Genomic DNA, 22,417 nt, shown 5'->3' on the forward strand with positions numbered 1-22,417 from the left:
TCGTGAAAAAAATAATTAATAATATTGCGATTAAAACTATTATGTCCATTATTTATCTCCCCTACAGCTAATTCATCTTAAATATTATTGCAATTCTAGTTGAGCATAAATACTTGAGTTTGTTGCATAGACCGCAAGATCTCTTGTAAATGTGTGTAAACCTGTTTTATGAGAAGCCTTGAATTTCCAAGCAGTTCTAGCTGATTTTGAACTAGTTGCCTTTAGATTAGCAGCATTTTGTTCCAATGTTAACCAATCGTATAGGACCATAAAAACATATAATTCTCTAGGATCGGTTATTATTGTTTGTCCATGAGTTACTATTGGTTTATATGAAATAATCCATATCAAAACATTGTATTTTTCTATAACTGCACTATTAGTGTAACATAATAAATGTAAAATTATTCCCATTGTAAGTGGATTAGTAAATAATCACCAGTTTAACCGGAATAACGTTATTTAACTATATGTCCTGGTCTAAAAGTATTGTTTGTATTCCGGGAAAAAAGAACGATAAATAGTGTTTTTATTTGAGTTTATTGGAGATGACGTAAAACGACAGCCGTTTTGCCTCCTAGTATTTAGAGCTTGTAGGAGTATCCCTGCAAGCTTATTTTATTTAGGTCAAAACTTTTATATAATAGCTTTTCGACAACATATTAAGCAATAGTGGAAAAGGATATGCCTTCTTTATGTTGAATAATATTGATAAAGCAATTTTAGTTTAGAACAAGGGGAAGAGAGGAGAATTTATTTATGGCCACTCTCTAAAGAGCTACATACATTTTTAATTTAGTACACATATGGAGGGGTTATATTGACTATTCTTAACGGTAAAAAAGCCATCGTGACTGGAGCCAGCCGAGCCAACGGGATTGGTGCGGCTGTTTGTTTGGCATTAGCTGAAGCAGGTGCAGATATATTCTTTACGCATTGGAGGACTTTCGATGCGGAAGAAGGAAACGGTATTGAAAAAGGGTTTCCTGAGCTTCTAGCTGATAAAATAACTGGACTGGGGGTTAGGTGTTTTCATATGGAACTGGATTTATCACACTCCGATTCCCCGGCGCAGCTGTTAGATGAAGTAGAGAACACTCTCGGCACGCCTAATATTCTTATAAACAATGCTACATATGAATCACCCTCAAACTTTCGAAATATAAATACAGACATTTTGTATCAACATTATCAAGTAAACAATCAGGGTACGATTTTACTGAGTACCGAATTTGCGAAGAGATATGAAAAAGCCTATCCGGGTAAAAAGGATGGGCGGATTATCAATCTAGTTTCGGGTGGTCCAAATCCTAATAATTTAGCTTACATTGCTACGAAGGGGGCGATCATCGCTATTACCGAGCCGTTGTCGGTCGGTCTGGCCCCTATTGGAATAACAGTGAACTCCATTAACCCTGGTCCTACTGATACTGGTTGGATAAATGAGGACTTGAAAGCACATTTCTTAACGCTTTTCCCTAAGGGCAGAATCGGGGTCCCTTCTGATGCTGCGAAGTTAATTAAATTCTTGGCCAGTGATGATTCGGAATGGATAACAGGCCAGGTTATACATTCTGATGGGGGATTTTTAGGCAAGTAATAAAGGTAAAATAGCATGAAGTAAACCAGCCGCTCTTCATTGGAATGGCTGGTTTTTCCTTGGCAATTTTTTCTCTTGATTACAGTCTCCAGAATATCTTTAAAAGTAATTAAAAGTTGAAAGACTTCTTCAGCAAATTCCTTTCAAAGTGCTGTTTGACATGTGGCCAATCTTCCTTCGTAATACTATACATTACTGTATGACGAATCGTTCCATCTTTGCGGACCATATGATTCCGTAAAACACCTTCCTTTGTTGCACCTAGCCGTTCAATCGCCTTCTGAGACCGGTTATTTTTATCGTCTGTTTTAATCTGCACCCGATGCAGTCCTAAATGCTCAAAGCAGTATGTCAGCAACAGGTATTTGCAATTCGTATTGATATTCGACCGCCAATAGTGCGGGTTCAGCCATGTATAACCGATTTCCAACCGTTTATGCTGAAGGGAGATATCAAAAAGTGTCGTACTGCCGATAATCTTACCTGTTTTTTTATCGATAATGACAAACTTATACATCTGGCCGGCTTCATGCTCTTTTACTGCATTTTCAACATATTGCAAGACAGCTTCCCTTGATAATAGTGTATCGGACATGTGCATCCATATGTCCGGATCATTTGCTGCTTCTATAATCCCCTCTACATCCTCCTGTGTGATTAACCGCAATTGTACAATATCGTTTTCTATTTTTATTTGTTCCATTACTTATCCCTCCTTATCGTTATTAAAAGAAAAATTTGGTATGCTAAACAGTACCAAAATTATTTCTTTTCACCATACCAGGAGGTGTCAAATGGAACTTCAATTTATATTCACACAAGACAAAGCGAAATATATTGTGATTTATGAACAGTTAAAAGAAAAGATTATCCAGCAGGTTGTGAGCCCAAATGAAAAACTGCCTTCTAAACGAAAGCTGGCGGAGCAATTGAATGTAAGTATACATACGGTGAAAGAGGCCTACGAGCAGTTAGCAAGTGAAGGGTTTATTTATAGTGCGGAAAGGGCGGGGTATTTTGTGTCACCGTATGAGATGGAGTGGCAGCAGCCAGTATCAATCCAAACCAGGAAAACAATTGAAGAGTATAAGGTTGTCTATAATTTCCAAAGCGGTCAAGTAGATGAACAGGTTTTCCCATTGCGGGAGTGGTTAAAAATTTACAAGAAGCAACTAGTTTCCAACTATATTCCAAACGCCGACTGGCAAGGGGAATATCACCTTCGAGAGCAGATTGCTGCCTATGTGAAAAAATCAAGAGGGGTGTCCTGCAACGTTGAGCAAATCTATATTTATAGTGGCACACAGCATCAATTACAGGAGCTTTGTCGTTTTTCTGGTCCAGCCCAAACAGCTATAGAAGAGCCCGGGTTCAAGAGGGCAGCCGCTGTTTTTCAGCAAAGCCGATTGCCGGTTGAATATGTAGTGGTAGATGAAAAAGGAGCGGCTATTCCGCGATCGGATTGCCGGATGTATTATGTGACACCTGCACATCAGTTTCCGCTTGGGATGGTCATGCCGATTGACCGGAAACTTGACTTAGTAAAGTGGGCAGAAGAATCAGGAGCTTATATTATTGAGGATGATTATGATGCAGAATTCCGATATAAAGGCACACCAATCCCGCCGCTTGCTCAAATCGATCAACTGCAAAGGGTTATCTACTTCGGTACATTTTCAAAAACTTTAATTCCGTCTCTCCGAATGAGCTATATGATTTTGCCGATGGACCTGGTTCAACCGTTCAACCAATTCAATGCGGCACAAAAATCGACCGTTTCTAGAATGGAACAGCGGGTAGTAGCTGAGTTTATGAAAAATGGTCTTTATACGAAGCATATTGCAAAAATGCGCACTTTGTACCGAAAAAAGAGGGAGAAGCTGCTGACATGTATTCAACAGATGCTTGGAGAAGAGTTTGAAGTGATAGGGGATTCGGCTGGATTACATATCGTGCTAAAACTGCCCGAATGGCTGGATGAGGACCAAGCCATTGAGTTAGCAGCCGAAGCGGGCATCACGATCGACCCGATTTCTTCGTCTTATCAGACAATGACAGTTAAGCGTTTTACCATGATCGGTTACGGGGCTATTCCTCTCGAAAAAATGGAAGAAGCAGTCCGCCTTCTTGCTAGCGTGTGGAAAATCAGCCGTTGATTTTCTGCTTTTACTACAGGAGAGGTGTCTACTACAATTTGCGTCACCTGCTATGAAGGAGGGATTGTCTACTAACAAGGGGATTTTGTCTATTACTACAGTTGAATTGTCTATTATCTAATGTAAAGTGTCTATTATTAAGGAGAAGCAGTGAGAAGTCAAAGGAAGATGGGGAGAGCTTATTTGTAGTTCATAAAGTTAATATCTTCATTATTTTCTTTGGATGCCCATTCCTCAGCACTATTGTTTCAGATGAGCCGTTTAAAACATTCAAGCTGCTGAGAATTGGATTACTTGTTTTTTGCCTAGGGTTAGTTTTGTTTAAGAAGGCAGTGAAGGGAAAGAAGAGTTAAATCTTTTAGAAAAGTGATAAAACAAAATATCTAGTAAATTTGCTGACGTTTTTTATGTTAACAGGGTGCATAGGGAACCTTAATTATATAATTTTAAATGAAAGGTAAGATAAATTTGCCTATAATCAAACACGAAATTTTTATCGATGCATCTATCAATGTTTGTTTCGACCTAGCGAGAAATGTAGAGGTACACACAGAAACAACAAGTAAAACAAAGGAAAGAGCGGTTAACGGTGTCACAGTTGGACTGATGGAAAAAGGTGATAAAGTTACGTGGGAAGCCACTCATCTTGGAGTAAAACAAAAATTAACCGCTCAGATAATAGAGATGGAAAAACCATATAAATTTACAGATGTTATGGTAAAGGGAGCGTTCCAGTCATTTTCACATACACATGAATTTATAGAAAGTGGCACAGGGACTATCATGAAAGATACTTTTTCTTTTACATCTCCTTTTGGAGTTCTTGGAGTAATTATAGATAGATTATTTTTAGAAAAATATATGAGGAAATTCATTGTAAATCGTGCAAAGGAGTTAAAAAGAATAGCAGAAAGATAGGGCAACACGTCATTACTTTTGTGAGAAAGAGCAGCAGGAAATCTCTTGCTGGGCAACCTAAAAAAGGCTGCCCGTTCGTAACAAGAATCGGGGGAAAACAACACGTTATATACTTCTCCTGCTTTATTCTATTGATCGATCATGAGCTTGGTTTCATAATAGTGAAAATCCTCCAGGGGAGCCATATCGGTAAATGGATGATGAATGGAAAAAAAGCGTTCCATCCTGCTTTAGGATTCATTTAAACTCCTTAAATATCTGATGCCAAGCCTTTAAGTAATACAGCGACAATGAGCTGACGATTATATCATATGTACCTTCCTCAAATGGATAATCTTCCGCTTAATCAAGAGAAATTATTTCTGACTGATCTCCCGTTCTGCGTTTTTGCAGCAGCTACCACTTTCGACCTAATATCTATAGCGGCAACATTTGCGCCTTGATTGATCAGTTGCTCTGCATAACAGCCGGCCGCACACCGGGCATCAAGCACCCATTTATCTTTTAAAGATACCGGAAGCTGTTCCATCATGGCAGGCCGTTCGTATGCAATATAAAATAATCCCTTTGTATCAACTGACTTCTCATAAACTTCCGTTATTTGCTTTTTCACCATTTGCCCTCCACGTATAGTAGCAGGAATTTTTCATTGATTTGGACGACTAGAAATCTTTTGGAATTCTTATAGGCAGCGGGCATGGATCGGCTGATAGTTGAAACATTTCACTTTCAAAACCAGAACGTTTGTTCTATAATGAAGGAAAGGAGTGAGCCTTATGCGGAAACAAATTGTAAAAGCGATGAAGCATCATCAGCTCATCGACATTATTTATATGGCTAAAGATGGTGCCATAACGAAAAGACGCGTAAAAGTATTAAAAGTAACAGGAGACACTACCCAAGTGTATTGCTATACAAAAAAAGCCAAAAGAACATTCATTCTTGATCAAATTCTCGCTGTAAAGCCGGTTATATGGAAGGAGCGGGGCATTGGGTGAATAGGCAGATGCCGGGATGGCCACATCCTTTGATAGCTAAAACTGTTTTTCCAACGTCAACGTTTCATTTTTATTGAATATTCCTTATCTCGCGACCCTTTAAGTAGTTTACAAAATCTTTAATACCCCTACAAAAAGATATACACCGTCTACATAATAGAAGGTGCTTGTGTTTCCGATATCAAAGGCTTCCTTTGTCGGTGACAAGATATATCCTGTTCCCCAATCTTAATGCCATTCCAAATTCAATTTGACTGCCTTTTCCTACAGGTAGAAGAACGACTAGAAAATCGGCGTTTGCCACTGTTTCTTTTTCAACTATTGGTTTAAGCAGCTCACAAGAAACAGCCCGTTCAATCTTATATATGAATAAACCCTTCCGCCTGCAGTGTAGCAGATCAATCTCTCACTATTTCTATGGTTCTGAAACTTGAAGCAAGATAGAATTTCCTACAATCCCCTTTGTTATGAACAAGGGTATTTCCCCGTTTTTATCAATTGGATGTAAGCTTTTTGGAAGTATCGGGTGCATGAAATATAATATTTCGTACAAAAGTACGGGTATGCAGGGTTCTAAATGTAATTTGCTATGGCTACATATAAAGAAAAGGAAAAAAGGGGAGAACGAATGATTGTCGACGGCGTATTCTCGGGAGGCGGTATAAAAGGGTTTGCGTACGTAGGAGCCATTCAGGCGCTGGAGGAGCGGGGGATTCAATTCAGGCGCGTAGCAGGAACGAGTGCGGGGGCCATTTTGGCAACATTTGTTGCGGCCGGCTTTAATGCAACGGAGATGGAGACTATCTTTGACGAATTGAATATTAAAGGGCTGCTCGATCCTCCGAAGAGAGTGTTTCGGCTACCTTTTTTAAAATGGATTAACTTATATAAAAATCTCGGATTATACCGGGGGAAGTTATTAGAAAAGTTTTTTTATGAAATATTAGCTGAAAAAGGGGTTTGCACATTCGGTGATCTGCCGCCAGGAGCACTGAGGTTGGTCGCTTCTGATTTAACGAACGGCCGCATTATTGTCTTGCCGGATGATTTGGCTAAGTACGGTGTTAACAGTGAGACATTCCCTGTGGCCCGGGCATTAAGGATGAGCTGTGGTATTCCGTTCTTCTTCGAACCAATTTATTTACGGAATGGCAAAAGGGAGGCGGTTATTGTGGACGGCGGGGTACTCAGCAATTTTCCGCTATGGATATTCGATAATGGCCATCGAGAGAGACCCATCCTTGGCTTGAAGCTAAGCAGTGCCAAGGAAGAAATCGAGCCTCATAAAATTGATAATGCAATCGATCTCTTTGAAGCTCTATTTTCGACAATGAAAGATGCACATGATAATCGATATATTTCACGTAAGCATGAAAGGGATATTATCTTTATACCGGTTGAGCATTTCAGCGCTATTCAGTTTGATATTGACGAAGAGACGAAACAAAAATTAATGAGTATCGGACGGGAAAAGACAAAGCAGTTTTTAAGGAAATGGTCGCCCGTTTGGTAGTGGAAGAATTCCTTAGCGACGAAGAAGCTCTCTCCGCAACAATTACTTAGACGACTGCCCAATATACTCGATTGTTTTCATATGGCTTCTCGTTAATTCAATTAGCTCCTCAACTAATTCCTTCTTCGGCTGCGCAAAGTTTGTTGTAATCCAGTTTAATATAATGCCGTAGAAGCCGAATGCCGTATATCGCTTGAAAGTCTCCATATTCACATGGCTATCATTTACCGTAACAAAGTGAAACTGTTCCTTATAAATTTTCAAAATGGTTAATGGCAGAGAAGTTGTTAACGAGGGAATGGTATCTGGCACAGTAAGAAGTTCAAAAAATTCTCGTTGTTCATAAAAATAGTCCACAATTCGAAACGACCGATGATTCAATTCAGAGGAATTAATTTTTCTTCTTTGAAGATAAGGAATACCGACAGCTTCCTCTAAACCTTTCATCATGTTCGTTAGCAGTGCATCCGCTAAATCAAATTTATCCTCAAAATGTTTATAAAACGTTGTACGATTATACTTTGCCTCCTTCACAATATCAGTAACCGACACCGTATGAAAGCCCTTTTCCTTCACTAGTTTAATAAAAGCCCGGTATAGATGGTCCTGAGTTCGCTGCTGGCGGATAGTTGAAGTTTGCGACATAATTCTCCTCCGTAAGGCAACACTTCCAACGTAAATGTCGCCGTAATAGACAGTTTTCACTCTATTAATGATTGTATCGAATAAATTATAAAACGTACAATAAAGATGTTATACATCTACTTTGCAGGAGGCTATATACATGTCAAAATTACAAGATAAAGTAGCAATTATTACAGGGGGAGCTTCAGGTATCGGTGCAGCTACCGCAAAATTATTTGTCGAAAACGGTGCAAAAGTTGTAATCGTGGATTTAAACGAAGAAAAAGGGAAGGCATTTGAACAGGAGCTACTGGGAAAAGGGGCAGAAGCACTATTCATCAAAGCTAATATCACAAATGAAGAAGAGGTCCAAAACATCTTCTCTACAACTGTTGAGAAATACGGACGTGTTGATGTATTATTCAATAACGCCGGCATCGGGCGGGTAACGCCAACCGAGGAACTTTCTTATTCAGAATGGCGCAATACTGTTAACGTCGACTTAGACGGGGTGTTCCTTGTAGCACAAGCAGGTATCAAGGAGATGCTAAAAACAGGCGGCGGCTCCATTATTAATACTGCTTCTATGTACGGGTGGGTTGGGTCACCAGGCTCAGCAGCTTACAACGCATCAAAAGGCGGTGTTATTAACCTGACTCGTTCATTGGGACTTGAATATGCAACGCGTGGAATCCGTGTCAATGCTCTCTGCCCTGGATTCATTGATACACCAATTATTCCCGAAGAAAGCAAAGAAGCTTTACGTCAAATTACACCGATGCAACGACTTGGCCAAGCAGAGGAAATGGCAAAAGCTGTTCTGTTCATGGCTTCAGACGATTCATCCTTCATGACTGGGAACACATTGACAGTAGATGGCGGTTATACTGCCCAATAGAAAATAAAAGGCTGACGTTAATTTGTCAGTGGTTGGGAGCGAAGGCAAAGTCGTTTTATGGCTTTGTCTTTAATTATTTTCAGAAAATATCTAAAACAGTGGATTTACCTAGACTGTCTTGAAAAAACTTGCCAGGCAAGAAACACTGGATGTGAGCATTTGTTAACAGGATGTAGTGCTGACAGTAATTTGCCAGCGCTGTTTGACTAATGTGAAACAAGGATTAGGTTCCTTATTTTGTATAGAATATAGATGAAAAGGCTATCTATTGATCTGTAAAATGTCGTTTTGAAAAAAGTGATCCTGCTTCCCAAAAATTCGTACCGATATTAGCTGTACCTAGATACCTTATTAACCGGTGAAGTATAGATCAAAAAGAAGGGAGTATTAAATATATGACGAATTAAACCTATATAGCTAAATTTGGAGGTAATCTATGAATCCTATTTTAAATCAAGTGGGTACCGTTTTTATTCCTGTAAGAAATATTGAAGAAGCTCGTAAATGGTATTGTGACATATTAGGCTTATCGGGAGATGGTGAAATATTATTTGGTCATTTGTATATAGTACCTATGAACGGAACGGGTATTGTATTAGATAGCAAGATTTATTCTGAGGATAACATTTTTAAAATCCCTCCTTTTCATTTGAATACTGATAATATAGAACAAGCATATGAATATATGAAGGGTAAGAATGTCGAGTTAACAACAGAAATTGAGCATAATCAATGGTTTAATTTCAAAGATCCTTATGGGAACCATTTAATGGTTTGCAAATGTTAAAACCGTTGCGCCACCGGTTAGCATTCGTGAAGTAAGGTATATTGAACTGATCAATCCATTTTACAAAAAATCATGGGGATTTAAAAGTATTACTTCATCTACATTCCATACAAGTAGAATGAGAGCAAGGGCATAAAAAATGGGATAAATCAATGGTTAGGATGGAGATAGAGTAAAGATGCTGGAGGAATATTAATCTCAAGCATCTTTTTATTTTTAGCAAAAACAGTATAAAATTTTTCTGTTGTTTTCATTAATTCAAGGGCCGGTCCTGTCGGTAAAGAAGAAGGTCATCACTTTTGCCTTGAATGATATCCTGAACAATCAATTTAGCTAGAAGTTGACTGTAGACTGTGCCATTGTCCCCGAAGGCAAATAAAAAATAACAGTTAGGATATTCATCATATATACCAACTATTGGGAGTCCGTCTACTGTACCCCCATAAAACGCAGCATTCGCATACTCAGCTTCCGCATGGATTGCCGGAAATCGCCGATTACACTCCTCGATTAATAAATTCGTCTTATGCTTCAGCTTACTATCTCTGTCTTCGGGATAGTTCGTTGAATCATCAAGTCCGCCGATAATAATACGGTTATCCGCTGTTGTCCTCATGTAAATATAAGGCCTTGCTGTTTCCCAGATAAGTGTACGGTTATGCCAGGTTGCTAAGTCCACTGGTTTTGTTGTGACAGTATATGTACTGCTGAAGGAAACCAACTTTTCCTTTTTAACATCAATCCCTTCATAGCCCGCAGCAAAAATGACGTGGCTTGCACGAATTCCGTATCCTGTTTTCGTAGACACGCGCATGGCTTGTTTATGCGAGTCAAAAAAATGACCATTCATCTCTGTATGTTCATAAATACGGATCCCTCTTTTTCCTGCATAGCTAAGTAGTCCGTGGGAGAATCTATATGGATTAAGTTCACCATCGTTATAAAAATAAACAGCTGCCTCTTTACTGAAAGGATAATTTGCTTCAATGTCTCCCCGGTCGAACCAATCCACGGGGAACCCTTGCTGCTTTAGGAAGTGATATTCTTCCTCCAGTTTCTTTATGTCTTCCATAGCAGACGCAAAATAAAGTGAATCCCGGCGGAAAAATTCTGTATCAATAGGGGATAGCTTTGCTGCATTTTCTATTTCATCAATTGCCTGTTTTAATAACCGTAAATGACGGTTAATGATTTTCTGCCCAAATGTGTTGGATAGCTTTGTGAACATCTTTTCACCAGAATACTGAATTAATGCTGTATTTGTGCTTGTACTGCCGCTGCCAATTTTCCCTTTTTCAATTACTACTACATCCACCCCTTGATCGGCTAAATAAAATGCACATTGGGCACCTGAGCTGCCGCCACCGATAATCAGGACATCACAGGCAATATCTTTATTTAATCGCGGGTAAGAAGGGGGATCTTGTAATGTAGTTGGCCAATAATACATTCCAGATTGTAGATTCATGATTTTCCTCCTGCAAATTAGCTGATTATTGTCATTGTTTCCCGGAGGCAAGCATTTATACAGCCGGTTAGGGAGGACAGGGAAGAGATAGTTTGTGCTGTAAAGGCACAAAAAAGCCTTCTAACCGAATGATTAGAAGGCTATTGTTCATAATTAAAATAATTTTACCAGGATGTCAAACGCAATCATGCCCACTGCTGTTAAACCATACAATGCGAAGCCTGCAGCTGGTCCGAAGACAATTAAGCCACTTGGTTTTTTAAATTCCCGTACTAATGGAACATCATTATAGAAATCTGCATCTTGTCGAATATTTGATAAGTTAGCCATACAAACCCCTCCTAATTAGGAAAATAATAGTTTTACCCAAAACCCTTTTGTTAAATTCATTGTACGCCATTTGTGTCTAAATTTCAACATTTTAATTCATAAATTATTAATTTTAATTATTTATTCTCTTTTATTACCCATTTTTCTAATGGGAGTCACAACTTTTTCGAAAAATAACTATTGACATTAAAATTTTTGACATATCTTTGAACAAAAATGAAGGGGCAAGAAAAGCGGGAAGAAAATTATATTAATAGATTAATTATTATAAAATAATCCTCTAAAAGGTAGATTTTTGAAGATGAATTGAAAAATATTATTATAGGAAAAAATAATTTTCCAGCGTGTTGATCACTATTTTAAGAGTAGGAAGGAAGTGTAAAGGCATCAAGAGGCTCTTTTTTATGGCTGACATTCCCGGAATATGCGGAAGAAAGTTCCAAATTCTCAGTTTGAATAGGGGAGGCTTCAAAAGCTCATCATAGAAGAAAAGGGTGATTATGTGAGTTTTATTTGGCAGTCCGTAATATTAATTTTAGCTGGTATCTTAGTTTTAAGAATTGCGGGTAGAAAATCTATAGCTCAAATGACACTAGCACAAACGACCGTAATGATTTCTATCGGTACGATAATTGTGCAGCCAATTGCTGGAGAAAGTGTTATTAAAGCAATCGTGTCTGCAGCTATCTTTGTTATTTCCGTCGTGATATTAGAGGCTATTCAATTAAGATCAAATTCCTTTGAAAAATTAATAACAGGAAAATCAAAGATTGTTATTAGAGACGGGGTATTAGATGTCGCATCTTTAAAAAAATTACGATTAACTGTAGATCAATTAGAAATGAGATTACGGAACCATGGTATTTCTAGAATAGAGGATGTGAAAACTGCGACGATTGAACCAAATGGGCAGCTCGGTTTTGAGTTGAAGGAAGATGCTAAGCCTTTAACCGTTGGAGAGTTCAAAAAGTTAATGAGCAATTATTTTTCTGAAATACCTCAAAAAGCAAACTTTACATCGAATATCTTTGAAGAAATCGATATACCAAAACAGAGCCCGAAGGATTTACAGTAAATAATTTGCTCTAGGAATCTTCTTGTCAAACAAGCCTGTTACCTATTAAAAAGGTGAAAAGCTTACCTTTTCTGTTCTCTTCATCGGGGCTTAAGTGAGGGCAAGGTTATTTCGTGACTTTGTCTTTGGAAAGTTTAAAAGTCATTACAAAAAATATAATCAAACGATGCTGATGGCGATGGATGCAGAGGTTTACGGCATTCTGTTAACATTTTCTGCATTTTCACTTCCAGACAATAAGGTTTTTCCAACCGAATAAATCCAGCCTTCACTTTCTTAGAAAACATTTTCGTTGGATTAAATCCACCTCATTTTACAGACAAGTGCGGTATAATGAGAATCGGGTTGTTGAAAAGCTATAGAAATGCAAGGAAAATGGCATTTCTACGAAAGGAAAGAAAAGTATGTTTATATCAGAAAAACAAATTGAAATACGCTATGCGGAAACTGATCAAATGGGAGTCGTATATCATGCTAACTATGTTGTTTGGTGTGAGATTGGCCGCACTCAGCTAGTAAAGGACCTGGGCTTTGACTATGCTGGATTAGAACAATCGGGCTATGTGTCACCGGTACTTGATCTTTCCATCCAATATAAAAAGGCTATGCGCTATGGCCAGACAGCGACGGTCCGTACGTGGATTGAATCACACAGCAGACTTCGTACTACATATGGATATGAAATTTTACATGAGGACGGTTCAATAGCGGCTACAGCAAAGAGTGTACATACGCTTGTTCACAAAGAGACATTCCGGCCGGTCGCCCTGCGTAAGGTCGATGAAGCATGGGATCAAAAATACGCCACAGAAGCCCGCATACAAGATTAATTCTCAGAAGCTTATGAAGCTATTCATAAGCTTTTTATCATGCAGAGACTCTACCAACCTACTCATATTGTTGGTATAATAGAGCTTGTGACTATTTTTGAACGAATAAAGGAAAGGGTGTTCATATGCAGACGACCGCAACCGAAAAAATGCGTTTACATATTGTATTGACAAATACAGCTCGCGAAGCGTTGAAGCAGCATGTTCCAGATGAACACGCCTTTTTTAATTTACAGAAAGCTTTTGTTGTATTTGTAGAGAAGCTGGAAACAGATGGAACCCAGCTCTCGTTAACATTATATTTCGATCCGGTCGTTAATAAAGGACTGGCAAAGAAATTCCCTGAACGGGTTTGTATTATGGACTGTCTGTTTGATTTGAAAAGCGGGCTAGTGGCAAAAAGCTTCCGTACAAGAGGAATAGGAACACCTGTAGCGACAAATCGCCGCGAGCGGTTACTTGTCCATTTTGTGCCGACCCGTATTAATGGTCATACGTATCCAGACCAGTTTATCAGCTCGCTTGCTGCGCTGCCGTTTTCAAAGGAACGGTATGACTATGTAAATAAGCGTATTTCAAGTTGGGAAGGATACTTGAAAGTATTAAACAAAAATGCGGAAATCGAGGACATCGAGGCGAACTTTTCAAGTCCCCGCTTTAATGCCGAATTTTCGCACGTTGTCATGCAGCTGTCAGGTCTAGATGCAAAACAGTGGAAGCAGCTAAAAGGGCTCAGTTCGCGTGTCCGCGGCTTCCATAAAGATTTGGGAGATGTCGTAAAAGTAAACCGCGGCGAACGCACGGTAGAAATCGAATTAAAACCGGACATGGCAAGGATGGCAAGGAAAAACGAACTGCATTTTGAATTCAACAAAATTGAATTTAGCAATGCAGCAACAAAAGCACAGCTGCAGCGTCTCCTTCGTGGTTTTGAACGTTTGAAGGAAGGGCTTGCAGCCAATGCCAACCTCGAAAATATCCTGTTTGAGGACAAACCGGTCATTGCAGAACGGAGAAAAGATGTAGAGCTGGAGTTCCACAATAATTTAAATGAATTTCAGCGGGCGGCCGTTGTTGGCGCAATGAGTGCTGAAGACTTATATGTCATCCAGGGACCCCCGGGAACAGGTAAGACAACCGTTATTTCTGAAATTTGCTATCAAAATGCAAAAGCCGGCCTGAAGACACTTGTTGCCTCACAATCCAATTTGGCAGTGGATAACGCGCTGAGTCGACTGCTTTCCAATAAAGACATCCGAATTCTGCGGTATGGGCGGACAGAATCCATTGAAGAAGAGGGTAAAAAATTCATCGAGGAAAACGTCTCGGCGTACTGGAAGGAACAGACGTATGAAGCTATTTCAGCAGAAGTCAGCGAGCATGCCGTAAAGGAACAAAAGCTGCTTCAGGAAATTGAAGCAACGAAGGATAAAATTACTTCCTATGAAACGCAAAAGCTCGGACTGGAAAAACAAATTGAGAAGAAGCAGCAGGCAGAAATCCGTCTTTCTGAGCTGCATGAAATGATTACAGCCTTAAAAAAGCAGCTCGGTTCTTTGAAAAAGGAACGGGAGGAAACAGAGGCTGCACTTGAGAAGCTTCGTGGAAATATTACTTCTTATGAGACGGATATCGCCAAACTAGAGGAAGATCTGGCTCAGTATGACAGCGAAGAGAGCGTAAGAAAGCGGCTTAAAGACGCAACACAGCAGTTTGATGAAGTCTCGCAGGAGCTGGAGCTGGCTGAACTATTAGAGGAGCAAAGCCATGGCAGTCAGCAGCTTGCCGCTGTAGAAGAGAAGCTGGCGAATCTAACAGGCGGGGCTACTGCAATAGAAGCCCAGGCGGAGGAGATTACTGCGCTCAAGAAAGTATACGAGGTTGAGAGTTATTTAGAGGCACACGGCCTTCGCCGAAGCTATGTGCTTGACCGGCTGCTTATGTCACTTGATGAGCGCCAGAAGCAATTAGAGGCGTATAAAGGTATTAAAGATGTCGCTTCCCGCCTGGAAAAAGCGATTGTCTACAGTGAAACAACACTCGGCATCCATGTAGAGCATCTGCCTCTACCTCCTCAACATTCGTATTCCATTCATGAAGTAAGCGACTTCCTGTCAAAACTAAGCAAAGCTTTTGTTGAGAAAAAAATCAATATGTCGAACGGAACCCGCTCCATTCAAGGTCTGCATTTACGAAAATCTTATATTGATGAGCAATTGCAACGTTATAATGCCTTAATTCAAGATACCATTATCATTTTTGAACGATTGAAAGAAGCCCTGATTGAAGTGCTTAAGGAGCAGCAGGGGGCAAATGAGTCTGTCATCGAATCGATGCGTGACCAAATTCAAAAATGGAAAGACAAGCTATCGGTAACAACGATGCATATTGAATCATTACCGGTGAAAAAAGCTAGGCCAGCTGAAACACTGCGAACAATTCGGCTCAATGCCGACAAAACAAAAAAGGAAATGGCTAATATCCTTACTATCATATCGGAGCTGGCGTCGAAAAAAGACCAAAAAACTGCAGCCCTACAGGTTATAGTAAAAGAGCTTGAAAGCGGGGAAAAGCTGCTTGCTAAAACAATTGCAGACTTTAAGGAAGTAAACAGCTCAGGACTTGCACTTGAAAAAGAAAGAGAAGAATTAGAAGCACTGGTGAAACAGAATCCCGAGGAGGCACTTGCCGGTATAGCAGGAAAACTTGCCGCATGTATAGAAAAAATCGGAAAGCTGGAAGAACAAATTAAACTGCTGCCCGTTACCCAAAATTTACAGAAACAGTGGCAGTCCATGCTTGAATCAGCGAATGAACATGACTTGGATGAAATCCGTAAGCTATATGTTAAGCATGCCAATGTTATTGGAACGACTTGTGTCGCTTCCGCCAATCGGGAATTTATGGACAACTATCCGACATTTGATGTGGTGATTGTTGATGAGGTATCAAAGGCCACACCGCCGGAGCTGCTGCTGCCGATGCTGAAAGGAGCAAAAATCATCCTCGTTGGTGACCATCATCAGCTCCCTCCGCTGATTGGAGATGAGACGTTCGAAGAGACACTTGAGCAAGTAGTAAAGGAAAGTGATACATTTGAGCAAAAACGTGAGCTTGAAAAGCTGCTTGAAGAATCGCTATTTGAACGTTTATATAAAAACCTGCCTAGAGCGAATAAAACAATGCTGGCAATCCAGTACCGTATGCACGAAAATATTATGAAGACAATTACACCGTTTTACAAAAATGAAAGCGATGAGCTAAAATGTGGTCTGCCGGATTCCGATGCACTCCGTAATCATCAGCTCGTTACATCGCATTTCGATCTGCACAACCACCTTCTTTGGTTTGATGTACCGAACGAAAAGCGTTATTTTGAACAGCGCATGCAGGAAGGGTCTAGTTTATACAATGAGTCGGAGCTTAGCACTATCAAAAAGCTGCTGCTCGAAATGAATGAAGCGACAGAGAAAGCTAAAAGAGACGGGCGCCTTTCAGCAGATACGCTAAAATCAGTAGGGGTGATCAGTTTCTACGCAGAGCAGGTGAAGCGGATTAACCGCCTGGTCGAGCAGGAAATCAGTGTTCCACATCTTCATATCCGTACTGGTTCAGTCGATAAATTCCAGGGAATGGAGATGGATATTATTCTCGTATCAATGGTACGGAATAACGGAGGAAACGGAGAAATCGGTTTTGCGAAGGACTATCGCCGATTGAATGTGGCACTGTCGCGTGCACGTGAGCTTCTGGCCTTAATCGGCAGCACAGAAATGTTTACTCAGAAACCGAAAAAGCGAGAAGTTCGCGATATGTACAGCCATGTACTAGATACGGTAAAAACTCAAGACGGCTACCGTGCGTTTAAGGAGGCATAATCGATGGAACTTTCAACTTTGCAACGGCAATTGGCAGGTCAGCTAAAACAGATGGACGGCGCGGAGATTATACATGAAATGAACTTTTGTATTCCCGTTCAATCCTTCAAGGTGACGTATAATCCTGTTTTGAAAAAGCCGATGGATATTTTAATGAAAATGATGTTGATCTCCTTCCAGACCGGCGTGTTTAAAGACGGGGAAGCACTTGCTGACGTTCTGCTTGTTGAGCCTCTTTTTATTAATGACCTGTTAAATAATATGAAAAAGACGGGACTTGTAGAGAAGGAAGAAACACTAGTACTGACGCCTAAAGGTAAAAAACAGCTGACAGAGGGCGTATATGAAGAGGAACTCGATCCAGTTAGCGACATCTTACAATATAGTCCTATCCACCGGAAAATTCTTTCAGGCGATATTGAAGAGGTGCTTGAATTTGATGAGTTTCCGGAGGAGCTGTCTTATGCGGCTGGTCTCGAAGTAGAGAATCTGGGGGAAGAGCAGATGATTGAACAGCTTAGCCATATGCAGGAAGAGGACGATGAGGTAAAAACCTATGTAACATCTATCCTTTCCAGTGAAGAAATCCAAATCAATGATGTTCCGTGTCTGGCCTATATACTACACGATACTAAAACAGATACGTTATTTGCGCGGGTGTATAATACGCTAACACAGGAATGGGATCCGGATTTAGAGGAGGTTCTGCATACAAAAGAGCGGCCTGATTGGAAAGAACGGTATTTATCGAAATAAAGCTAGATGCGGGATGTTAAGAAGCGTTTTTTAAGGGGATGAGAACTATGGATACTGTCGTTTACTTGATCATCAGCCTGCCGTTTTTAGGGCTTGGTTATTTAATATGGCAAAAAGGTTTTGTAGGGCTCTTGGCAGGGTTTAATGAGGAAACATTTCAAGGGGATGTACGCAAAGTAGCGAAGGCCGGCGGGCAAACTGCCTATACAATTGCAGCCGGATTGATTATTTGCAGCATATTAACACTGTTCATCGGTGATTATACAGTAATACCATTGGCAGTATTGATAATAGGTGCGGTTCTCCGAATGAATATCCAGATGAAACGGATTGAACGGGAAGGGATAAAGTAAATCCGCCCTGAACCGCCTCTATACACAACAGTAATGAGAGAAAGGTATCTCAAATGCTTTTAATTCGATAACGGAAAAGCCGACCCTGCGATTTCGCGGGGTCTTTTCTTTATGAAAACACCTCGTTTCCATCTACTTATTTTAAGTACGTCTACTGGGGTAATTAGGAGTGATAAAATACAGCATGAAACCATTTGAGCTGTTAATAAGCTTAAATATCAAAGAAGACAAAGCAGTCAGGAAGGTTTCTAACAAGGTTGAAAATCTCTCCGTTAATGAGGTAGACAAATTGTTTGAACGGTTTTTCAGGGGTGATAAGGCAAGAAACCATAGTCAAGGAACAGGGCTTGGGCTTGCCATCTCCAAAAGGATTGTGGAACTTCATAAAGGTATAATTTGTGCACAATATAAAGAAGGGTGGATGAGCTTTATTATTGAGCATCCAATACATGTAAAATAGCTTATGGGATGAAGAGTCTTATAAGCTTTTGTCTTTGTTTACAATTAATTTCTTTTCCTTAAAAAATAGCGCTTCCTTTCACTGACATCTCCAAGTACATTAAACACCTCCTTATTATGACGGTTAGCCAATTCTTTTTCTTAAAGCATCATTCACGCTTATTACTTTGAAGCACATAAAAGTCTCCTGCAAGGCAGGAAGAAGAATAAAACCATGCGGAACCGGGGAAATTGACATAGAACGCAGGGATATCAATTTGAAATTATTTATTGTATTCGTATCTTTAAATTATTCTGGTATACGTTTTATCACCCAAGCGGAAGGGAATTACCGAAAATAGTGTATGGTTTATTTCCTTGAGAGGAGACAATTTTGAAAGAGAGCAATTTGAAAAGCCCGGTTTTTTTAGTTTCAAGTATCTTTATATTACTATGTGTTATTTTAGGAGCGGTTTCTCCTGCTACTTTTCAGCGGATTGCAACGAGGCTCTTTTCTTTTACTACCGATTATTTTGGATGGTTTTATTTATTATCCGTGTTTGTCATCGCAATATTCTTAATCGCATTGGCAATTTCAAAATATGGCACAGTTCGGCTGGGTGGAAAAGATGCACGGCCTGAATTTAAGTTTCATTCTTGGATTGCTATGCTGTTTTCGGCAGGTTTAGGGATTGGACTTGTCTTTTGGGGTGTAGCAGAACCAATGAGCCATTTCTTCAATACACCTTTTCGTGATGTGGAACCGCTATCTACGGATGCAGCCAGGATTGCAATGGGGTATGCATTCTTTCACTGGGGGGTAAGCCAGTGGTCTGTTTTTGCCATCATGGGATTGGTAATGGCGTTTATGCAATTTAATAAGAAAAAGGATTTATTAATGTCTACTGCATTGGAACCCGTTACAGGGTCAAATCGAGTAGTAAAAAATACAATTGATATTCTTGCTGTTATTGCGACTGTGATGGGTGTAGCAACTTCCATTGGACTCGGTGTCCTCCAGACAAACGGAGGCCTGCATGCTGTTTTTGGTACGCCGATATCTGTTTGGGTACAGCTGGCCATTATCGGTATAATGTTTGTTGGTTATATGGCGTCCTCCACAACAGGTCTGCATACAGGAATTCGTATTTTCAGTAATATCAACATGGCTTTAGCTATGCTATTATTATTATTTGTTTTTGTAACAGGTCCTACTGTATTTATTCTTGAAACCTTTACTTTGGCCATTGGTGACTATTTGACGCATTTCATCGAATACAGTCTTCGGATGCAGCCGTATGTACAAGGTACATGGGTGAAGACCTGGACGATTTTCTACTGGGCATGGGCAATTGCCTGGTCCCCGTTCGTTGGATCTTTTGTAGCACGCGTTTCGAAAGGGCGCACAATCCGCGAGTTCGTGATAGGGGTGCTAATCATTCCGCCGCTTATTTCATGCTTCTGGATTGCTGTCTTTGGTGGTTCCGCCCTCTACTTCGATTTGAATACTGGTACGAATATAGCGGAAGCGGTAAATACCGATTTGACCGTAGCTTTATTCCAAATGCTTGATCAGCTCCCCTTGACAATGGTTGCTTCGATTATCGGTCTTTTGCTTATTTTTACCTTCCTCATTACCTCTGCCGATTCGGCTACGTATATGATGGCTAGTATGACTTCGAACGGATCTTTGAATCCTAGCAATTTGATGAAAGTAGTATGGGGAGTATTGATGGCTGCAATTGCAAGCGTTCTTCTTTTCACAGGAGGCTTGGATGCACTACAAACAGCCTCCTTAATTTCCGCACTGCCATTTACAATCATTGTCTTATTGCTGATCGTCTCATTTGTGAAGATGATTAAGCATGAAATGGTGCCCATTTCCAAAAAGGATATTAAACGCTTGAAAAAAATGAGAGAATATATTGAAAACGAAAAGAAATAACCATGCACAAAAAAACAGACCACAGGGCAGCTGTAAAATTGCCCTGTGGTCTGTAAAGCTTAGGCTTTTAATAAAATTCATTAATTATAAAGGTATAGTGCTGCTACTATCGACCAATACTTCTTTTTACATGTGAAAATCAAAAAAGCTGCTCAAGGAATCATCATTGATTCATTGAGCAGCATAATGAGCTTAGTGGAAAACTTTTTCTACACGTTGCACAACTTCATCTGCAGAAAGTCCGCCTGCATCAATAACCGGACCATCTATAACAGGGTCACTGATTCCCATTACATCACGATCTTGTCCTGTAATTACGCAGCAATCGCATTTTTTCGCATCTTCCTCATTACGTAGTTGAATTACTTTGTAACCTTTTGCCTTTAAAGCTTCTTCCACGTTTGATAAAGATTCCTCAACACCGATAATTTGAGACATTCTTCTCCACCTCCTATCAATAATGTGTCATATCCCTTGGCTGTTTATGCACTTCTATCGTTTTTTGTTTTCTTCACGTATTAGCTGAATATAAACATTTACAGCAGCCTTATTTGTTCTTTACTTGCAAGCCGGAAACCGCGGCAATTTTGTTAAAAGCTTAAAAAGCTTATTATTGTAACCTTTTATAGGTTTTTAAAATTACCTTTTTTAAGAAAAGGGGAATGTCCTGGCTCATAATGAAATAATTATATGAAAACTGTTTCTTTAGGTGTTCAACAAGCCAAAAACGTAGTGGAAGAAGCACCACCATACAAAAGAGAATGAAATTAAGTGTATAATGATATTATTTCATCTGAGGGCCAGTCAGAAGAGGATTTGGCCATTAGTGAATAGAGAGAGTTGGAATGTAAAGGGGATGAAGAGAAAATGAATAGTCAATGGGGTGAAAATTTATCAGTCGTTCAAGTCCGTATAGCAAGACCGACAGATCAACTAGCGGAAATTGAACGTTTTTACTGTGAAGGTATAGGCCTTAAAAAAGTTGGATCGTTTGAAGGACATCGAGGCTATAAAGGACTGATGGTTGGGCTGCCGAATACAGACTATCACCTGGAATTTACCGAGCATGAAAATGGTAGTCCTTGTCCTGCCCCTACAAAAGATAATTTACTCGTATTGTATATTCCTGATAAAGAAACAATCGAGCATATGGCGGTAAAACTTCAAGAAATGGGCTACCCAGAGGTCGAGCCGGAAAATCCATACTGGGAAGAAAAAGGGGTTACTATAGAAGATCCTGATGGCTGGCGGGTCGTATTAATGAATACAGCAGGAATATAATTTTTTTGTAAAGAACATGCCTGTTAGTCTTTTTTATAGGCAGGCACGTTCTTATTGATGCTTTAAAGCAGGATGTCAGTTAAATTCCTATATGATATATATAACAATTTCCGTTAGCCAAGTACTCTGCAAGTGTTATCATTTTTTCAAACTGCCGCAATACATCCTCTTTTTTGAATACCAATTTTTCATATTCCCCCATGTCATCCATTTCATCGGGAAAAATATAGCTCCCTGTAAGCTCCAGCTTTGATGGCGCATTTAGAAATAAATCTCTCCATCCGCAAAATATACGGTACAGAAGGGGCGCAGATTGCTGATCAAAAAGAGTAATGCCGTAATAAGCGATACCAGTGTAGTCCGACATTCCCTGGAAATTTACTAGCTTGCTTGGCAGCCATTTTAAAGAATCTGATATGTAAAGGATAAGGTCATCATCGATAATAACCGAATCTAATATAAGGATAGTTTTTTCTTTAATGTGCATTATGCCATCCATTTGAAGAATATCTCTCACTAAATAAAATTCATGTTCTAATGCCATACGTTCCTCCTTTGCTAATTGATGA

General features: G+C 39.7%; 23 protein-coding genes and 2 pseudogenes. 16 read left to right on the forward strand and 9 right to left on the reverse strand.

Annotated elements, in window-relative coordinates:
• Nucleotides 1-84 precede the first annotated feature (84 nt).
• Nucleotides 85-414 (reverse strand): hypothetical protein, encoded by a 330-nt coding sequence (locus BOD01S_RS23350; RefSeq protein WP_036158967.1) that lies wholly within the window; start codon nt 412-414, stop codon nt 85-87.
• Between the two features lie 406 nt (nt 415-820).
• Between BOD01S_RS23350 and BOD01S_RS12585 the strand changes: the two genes are divergently transcribed.
• Complete coding sequence (locus tag BOD01S_RS12585) at nt 821-1,600, forward strand: SDR family oxidoreductase (RefSeq protein ID WP_036158969.1); 780 nt, start codon at nt 821-823, stop codon at nt 1,598-1,600.
• A 109-nt stretch (nt 1,601-1,709) separates the two neighbouring features.
• Here BOD01S_RS12585 and BOD01S_RS12590 read toward each other — a convergent pair whose 3' ends face one another.
• Nucleotides 1,710-2,303 (reverse strand): GNAT family N-acetyltransferase, encoded by a 594-nt coding sequence (locus BOD01S_RS12590; RefSeq protein ID WP_036158971.1) that lies wholly within the window; start codon nt 2,301-2,303, stop codon nt 1,710-1,712.
• A gap of 91 nt (nt 2,304-2,394) precedes the next feature.
• Here BOD01S_RS12590 and pdxR point away from each other — a divergent pair, with 91 nt between their 5' ends.
• Complete coding sequence (gene pdxR, locus BOD01S_RS12595) at nt 2,395-3,756, forward strand: MocR-like pyridoxine biosynthesis transcription factor PdxR (protein ID WP_036158973.1); 1,362 nt, start codon at nt 2,395-2,397, stop codon at nt 3,754-3,756.
• Nucleotides 3,757-4,224: 468 nt separating this feature from the next.
• Nucleotides 4,225-4,674, forward strand: coding sequence for an SRPBCC family protein (locus tag BOD01S_RS12600; RefSeq protein WP_036159676.1), 450 nt, complete (start codon nt 4,225-4,227; stop codon nt 4,672-4,674).
• Nucleotides 4,675-4,911: 237 nt separating this feature from the next.
• On the opposite strand, the pseudogene BOD01S_RS24005 reads toward BOD01S_RS12600, so the two are convergent.
• Both BOD01S_RS24005 and BOD01S_RS12605 read right to left on the reverse strand, forming a co-directional pair.
• Nucleotides 4,912-5,004, reverse strand: a pseudogene (locus tag BOD01S_RS24005) (class I SAM-dependent methyltransferase); the annotation flags it as partial.
• A gap of 16 nt (nt 5,005-5,020) precedes the next feature.
• Nucleotides 5,021-5,287 carry a hypothetical protein gene (locus BOD01S_RS12605; protein WP_169804322.1) on the reverse strand — a complete coding sequence of 89 codons (267 nt, stop codon included), beginning with the start codon at nt 5,285-5,287 and terminating at the stop codon, nt 5,021-5,023.
• Nucleotides 5,288-5,450: 163 nt separating this feature from the next.
• Between BOD01S_RS12605 and BOD01S_RS12610 the strand changes: the two genes are divergently transcribed.
• On the forward strand, nt 5,451-5,672 hold the full coding sequence (locus BOD01S_RS12610; protein ID WP_036158975.1) for a hypothetical protein: 222 nt from the start codon (nt 5,451-5,453) through the stop codon (nt 5,670-5,672).
• Between the two features lie 628 nt (nt 5,673-6,300).
• Nucleotides 6,301-7,185 carry a patatin-like phospholipase family protein gene (locus BOD01S_RS12615; protein WP_036158977.1) on the forward strand — a complete coding sequence of 295 codons (885 nt, stop codon included), beginning with the start codon at nt 6,301-6,303 and terminating at the stop codon, nt 7,183-7,185.
• 42 nt (nt 7,186-7,227) lie between these two features.
• Here BOD01S_RS12615 and BOD01S_RS12620 read toward each other — a convergent pair whose 3' ends face one another.
• On the reverse strand, nt 7,228-7,830 hold the full coding sequence (locus BOD01S_RS12620) for a TetR/AcrR family transcriptional regulator (RefSeq protein ID WP_036158979.1): 603 nt from the start codon (nt 7,828-7,830) through the stop codon (nt 7,228-7,230).
• A 139-nt stretch (nt 7,831-7,969) separates the two neighbouring features.
• On the opposite strand from BOD01S_RS12620, the gene BOD01S_RS12625 reads away from it, so the two are divergent.
• Together BOD01S_RS12625 and BOD01S_RS12630 are read left to right on the forward strand one after the other, a co-directional pair.
• Nucleotides 7,970-8,707, forward strand: coding sequence for an SDR family NAD(P)-dependent oxidoreductase (locus tag BOD01S_RS12625; RefSeq protein WP_036158981.1), 738 nt, complete (start codon nt 7,970-7,972; stop codon nt 8,705-8,707).
• A gap of 436 nt (nt 8,708-9,143) precedes the next feature.
• On the forward strand, nt 9,144-9,494 hold the full coding sequence (locus BOD01S_RS12630; RefSeq protein ID WP_036158983.1) for a VOC family protein: 351 nt from the start codon (nt 9,144-9,146) through the stop codon (nt 9,492-9,494).
• A 253-nt stretch (nt 9,495-9,747) separates the two neighbouring features.
• On the opposite strand, the gene BOD01S_RS12635 is transcribed toward BOD01S_RS12630, so the two are convergent.
• The gene (locus BOD01S_RS12635; RefSeq protein ID WP_036158985.1) at nt 9,748-10,962 is read right to left on the reverse strand and encodes an NAD(P)/FAD-dependent oxidoreductase; all 1,215 of its coding nucleotides are present in this window, start codon (nt 10,960-10,962) and stop codon (nt 9,748-9,750) included.
• Between the two features lie 153 nt (nt 10,963-11,115).
• Nucleotides 11,116-11,292, reverse strand: coding sequence for a hypothetical protein (locus BOD01S_RS23015; RefSeq protein WP_156117071.1), 177 nt, complete (start codon nt 11,290-11,292; stop codon nt 11,116-11,118).
• A 502-nt stretch (nt 11,293-11,794) separates the two neighbouring features.
• Between BOD01S_RS23015 and BOD01S_RS12640 the strand changes: the two genes are divergently transcribed.
• From BOD01S_RS12640 to BOD01S_RS12670, 8 genes and pseudogenes are all read left to right on the forward strand, one after another.
• Nucleotides 11,795-12,367 carry a DUF421 domain-containing protein gene (locus BOD01S_RS12640; RefSeq protein WP_036158986.1) on the forward strand — a complete coding sequence of 191 codons (573 nt, stop codon included), beginning with the start codon at nt 11,795-11,797 and terminating at the stop codon, nt 12,365-12,367.
• A 94-nt stretch (nt 12,368-12,461) separates the two neighbouring features.
• Nucleotides 12,462-12,626 carry a hypothetical protein gene (locus BOD01S_RS23355; RefSeq protein WP_169745644.1) on the forward strand — a complete coding sequence of 55 codons (165 nt, stop codon included), beginning with the start codon at nt 12,462-12,464 and terminating at the stop codon, nt 12,624-12,626.
• A 145-nt stretch (nt 12,627-12,771) separates the two neighbouring features.
• A complete protein-coding gene (locus BOD01S_RS12645; RefSeq protein ID WP_036158988.1) occupies nt 12,772-13,197 on the forward strand; it encodes an acyl-CoA thioesterase in 426 nt (141 codons plus the stop codon).
• Between the two features lie 149 nt (nt 13,198-13,346).
• Entirely contained in the window at nt 13,347-17,075 is a 3,729-nt protein-coding gene (locus BOD01S_RS12650) for a DEAD/DEAH box helicase (RefSeq protein ID WP_244887316.1), read from the forward strand.
• Nucleotides 17,076-17,078: 3 nt separating this feature from the next.
• Nucleotides 17,079-17,831: a hypothetical protein gene (locus tag BOD01S_RS12655; protein WP_036158991.1), complete on the forward strand. Its 753-nt coding sequence runs from the start codon at nt 17,079-17,081 to the stop codon at nt 17,829-17,831.
• 47 nt (nt 17,832-17,878) lie between these two features.
• Nucleotides 17,879-18,184 carry a DUF3784 domain-containing protein gene (locus BOD01S_RS12660; RefSeq protein ID WP_036158993.1) on the forward strand — a complete coding sequence of 102 codons (306 nt, stop codon included), beginning with the start codon at nt 17,879-17,881 and terminating at the stop codon, nt 18,182-18,184.
• 163 nt (nt 18,185-18,347) lie between these two features.
• A pseudogene (locus BOD01S_RS12665) lies at nt 18,348-18,644 on the forward strand (ATP-binding protein); the annotation flags it as partial.
• Between the two features lie 372 nt (nt 18,645-19,016).
• Nucleotides 19,017-20,567 (forward strand): BCCT family transporter, encoded by a 1,551-nt coding sequence (locus tag BOD01S_RS12670; protein WP_036158998.1) that lies wholly within the window; start codon nt 19,017-19,019, stop codon nt 20,565-20,567.
• A 192-nt stretch (nt 20,568-20,759) separates the two neighbouring features.
• Here BOD01S_RS12670 and BOD01S_RS12675 read toward each other — a convergent pair whose 3' ends face one another.
• A complete protein-coding gene (locus BOD01S_RS12675; protein ID WP_036159003.1) occupies nt 20,760-21,005 on the reverse strand; it encodes a YkuS family protein in 246 nt (81 codons plus the stop codon).
• A gap of 429 nt (nt 21,006-21,434) precedes the next feature.
• On the opposite strand from BOD01S_RS12675, the gene BOD01S_RS12680 reads away from it, so the two are divergent.
• Complete coding sequence (locus BOD01S_RS12680; RefSeq protein ID WP_036159005.1) at nt 21,435-21,848, forward strand: VOC family protein; 414 nt, start codon at nt 21,435-21,437, stop codon at nt 21,846-21,848.
• 79 nt (nt 21,849-21,927) lie between these two features.
• Here BOD01S_RS12680 and BOD01S_RS12685 read toward each other — a convergent pair whose 3' ends face one another.
• Nucleotides 21,928-22,392: a hypothetical protein gene (locus BOD01S_RS12685; RefSeq protein WP_036159007.1), complete on the reverse strand. Its 465-nt coding sequence runs from the start codon at nt 22,390-22,392 to the stop codon at nt 21,928-21,930.
• Between the last annotated feature and the right edge of the window lie 25 nt (nt 22,393-22,417).

Source organism: Lysinibacillus odysseyi 34hs-1 = NBRC 100172 (genome assembly GCF_001591965.1).
Lineage (GTDB): Bacteria > Bacillota > Bacilli > Bacillales_A > Planococcaceae > Lysinibacillus_B > Lysinibacillus_B odysseyi.

Excerpts from the sequence above, each read along its gene's own strand:
- BOD01S_RS23350 (WP_036158967.1), bottom strand. The coding sequence starts at position 414 with ATGGGAATAATTTTACATTTATTATGTTACACTAATAGTGCAGTTATA.
- BOD01S_RS12590 (WP_036158971.1), bottom strand. The coding sequence starts at position 2,303 with ATGGAACAAATAAAAATAGAAAACGATATTGTACAATTGCGGTTAATC.
- pdxR (WP_036158973.1), top strand. The coding sequence starts at position 2,395 with ATGGAACTTCAATTTATATTCACACAAGACAAAGCGAAATATATTGTG.
- BOD01S_RS12610 (WP_036158975.1), top strand. The coding sequence starts at position 5,451 with ATGCGGAAACAAATTGTAAAAGCGATGAAGCATCATCAGCTCATCGAC.
- BOD01S_RS12615 (WP_036158977.1), top strand. The coding sequence starts at position 6,301 with ATGATTGTCGACGGCGTATTCTCGGGAGGCGGTATAAAAGGGTTTGCG.
- BOD01S_RS12620 (WP_036158979.1), bottom strand. The coding sequence starts at position 7,830 with ATGTCGCAAACTTCAACTATCCGCCAGCAGCGAACTCAGGACCATCTA.
- BOD01S_RS12625 (WP_036158981.1), top strand. The coding sequence starts at position 7,970 with ATGTCAAAATTACAAGATAAAGTAGCAATTATTACAGGGGGAGCTTCA.
- BOD01S_RS12630 (WP_036158983.1), top strand. The coding sequence starts at position 9,144 with ATGAATCCTATTTTAAATCAAGTGGGTACCGTTTTTATTCCTGTAAGA.
- BOD01S_RS12635 (WP_036158985.1), bottom strand. The coding sequence starts at position 10,962 with ATGAATCTACAATCTGGAATGTATTATTGGCCAACTACATTACAAGAT.
- BOD01S_RS23015 (WP_156117071.1), bottom strand. The coding sequence starts at position 11,292 with ATGGCTAACTTATCAAATATTCGACAAGATGCAGATTTCTATAATGAT.
- BOD01S_RS12645 (WP_036158988.1), top strand. The coding sequence starts at position 12,772 with ATGTTTATATCAGAAAAACAAATTGAAATACGCTATGCGGAAACTGAT.
- BOD01S_RS12650 (WP_244887316.1), top strand. The coding sequence starts at position 13,347 with ATGCGTTTACATATTGTATTGACAAATACAGCTCGCGAAGCGTTGAAG.
- BOD01S_RS12655 (WP_036158991.1), top strand. The coding sequence starts at position 17,079 with ATGGAACTTTCAACTTTGCAACGGCAATTGGCAGGTCAGCTAAAACAG.
- BOD01S_RS12660 (WP_036158993.1), top strand. The coding sequence starts at position 17,879 with ATGGATACTGTCGTTTACTTGATCATCAGCCTGCCGTTTTTAGGGCTT.
- BOD01S_RS12675 (WP_036159003.1), bottom strand. The coding sequence starts at position 21,005 with ATGTCTCAAATTATCGGTGTTGAGGAATCTTTATCAAACGTGGAAGAA.
- BOD01S_RS12680 (WP_036159005.1), top strand. The coding sequence starts at position 21,435 with ATGAATAGTCAATGGGGTGAAAATTTATCAGTCGTTCAAGTCCGTATA.
- BOD01S_RS12685 (WP_036159007.1), bottom strand. The coding sequence starts at position 22,392 with ATGGCATTAGAACATGAATTTTATTTAGTGAGAGATATTCTTCAAATG.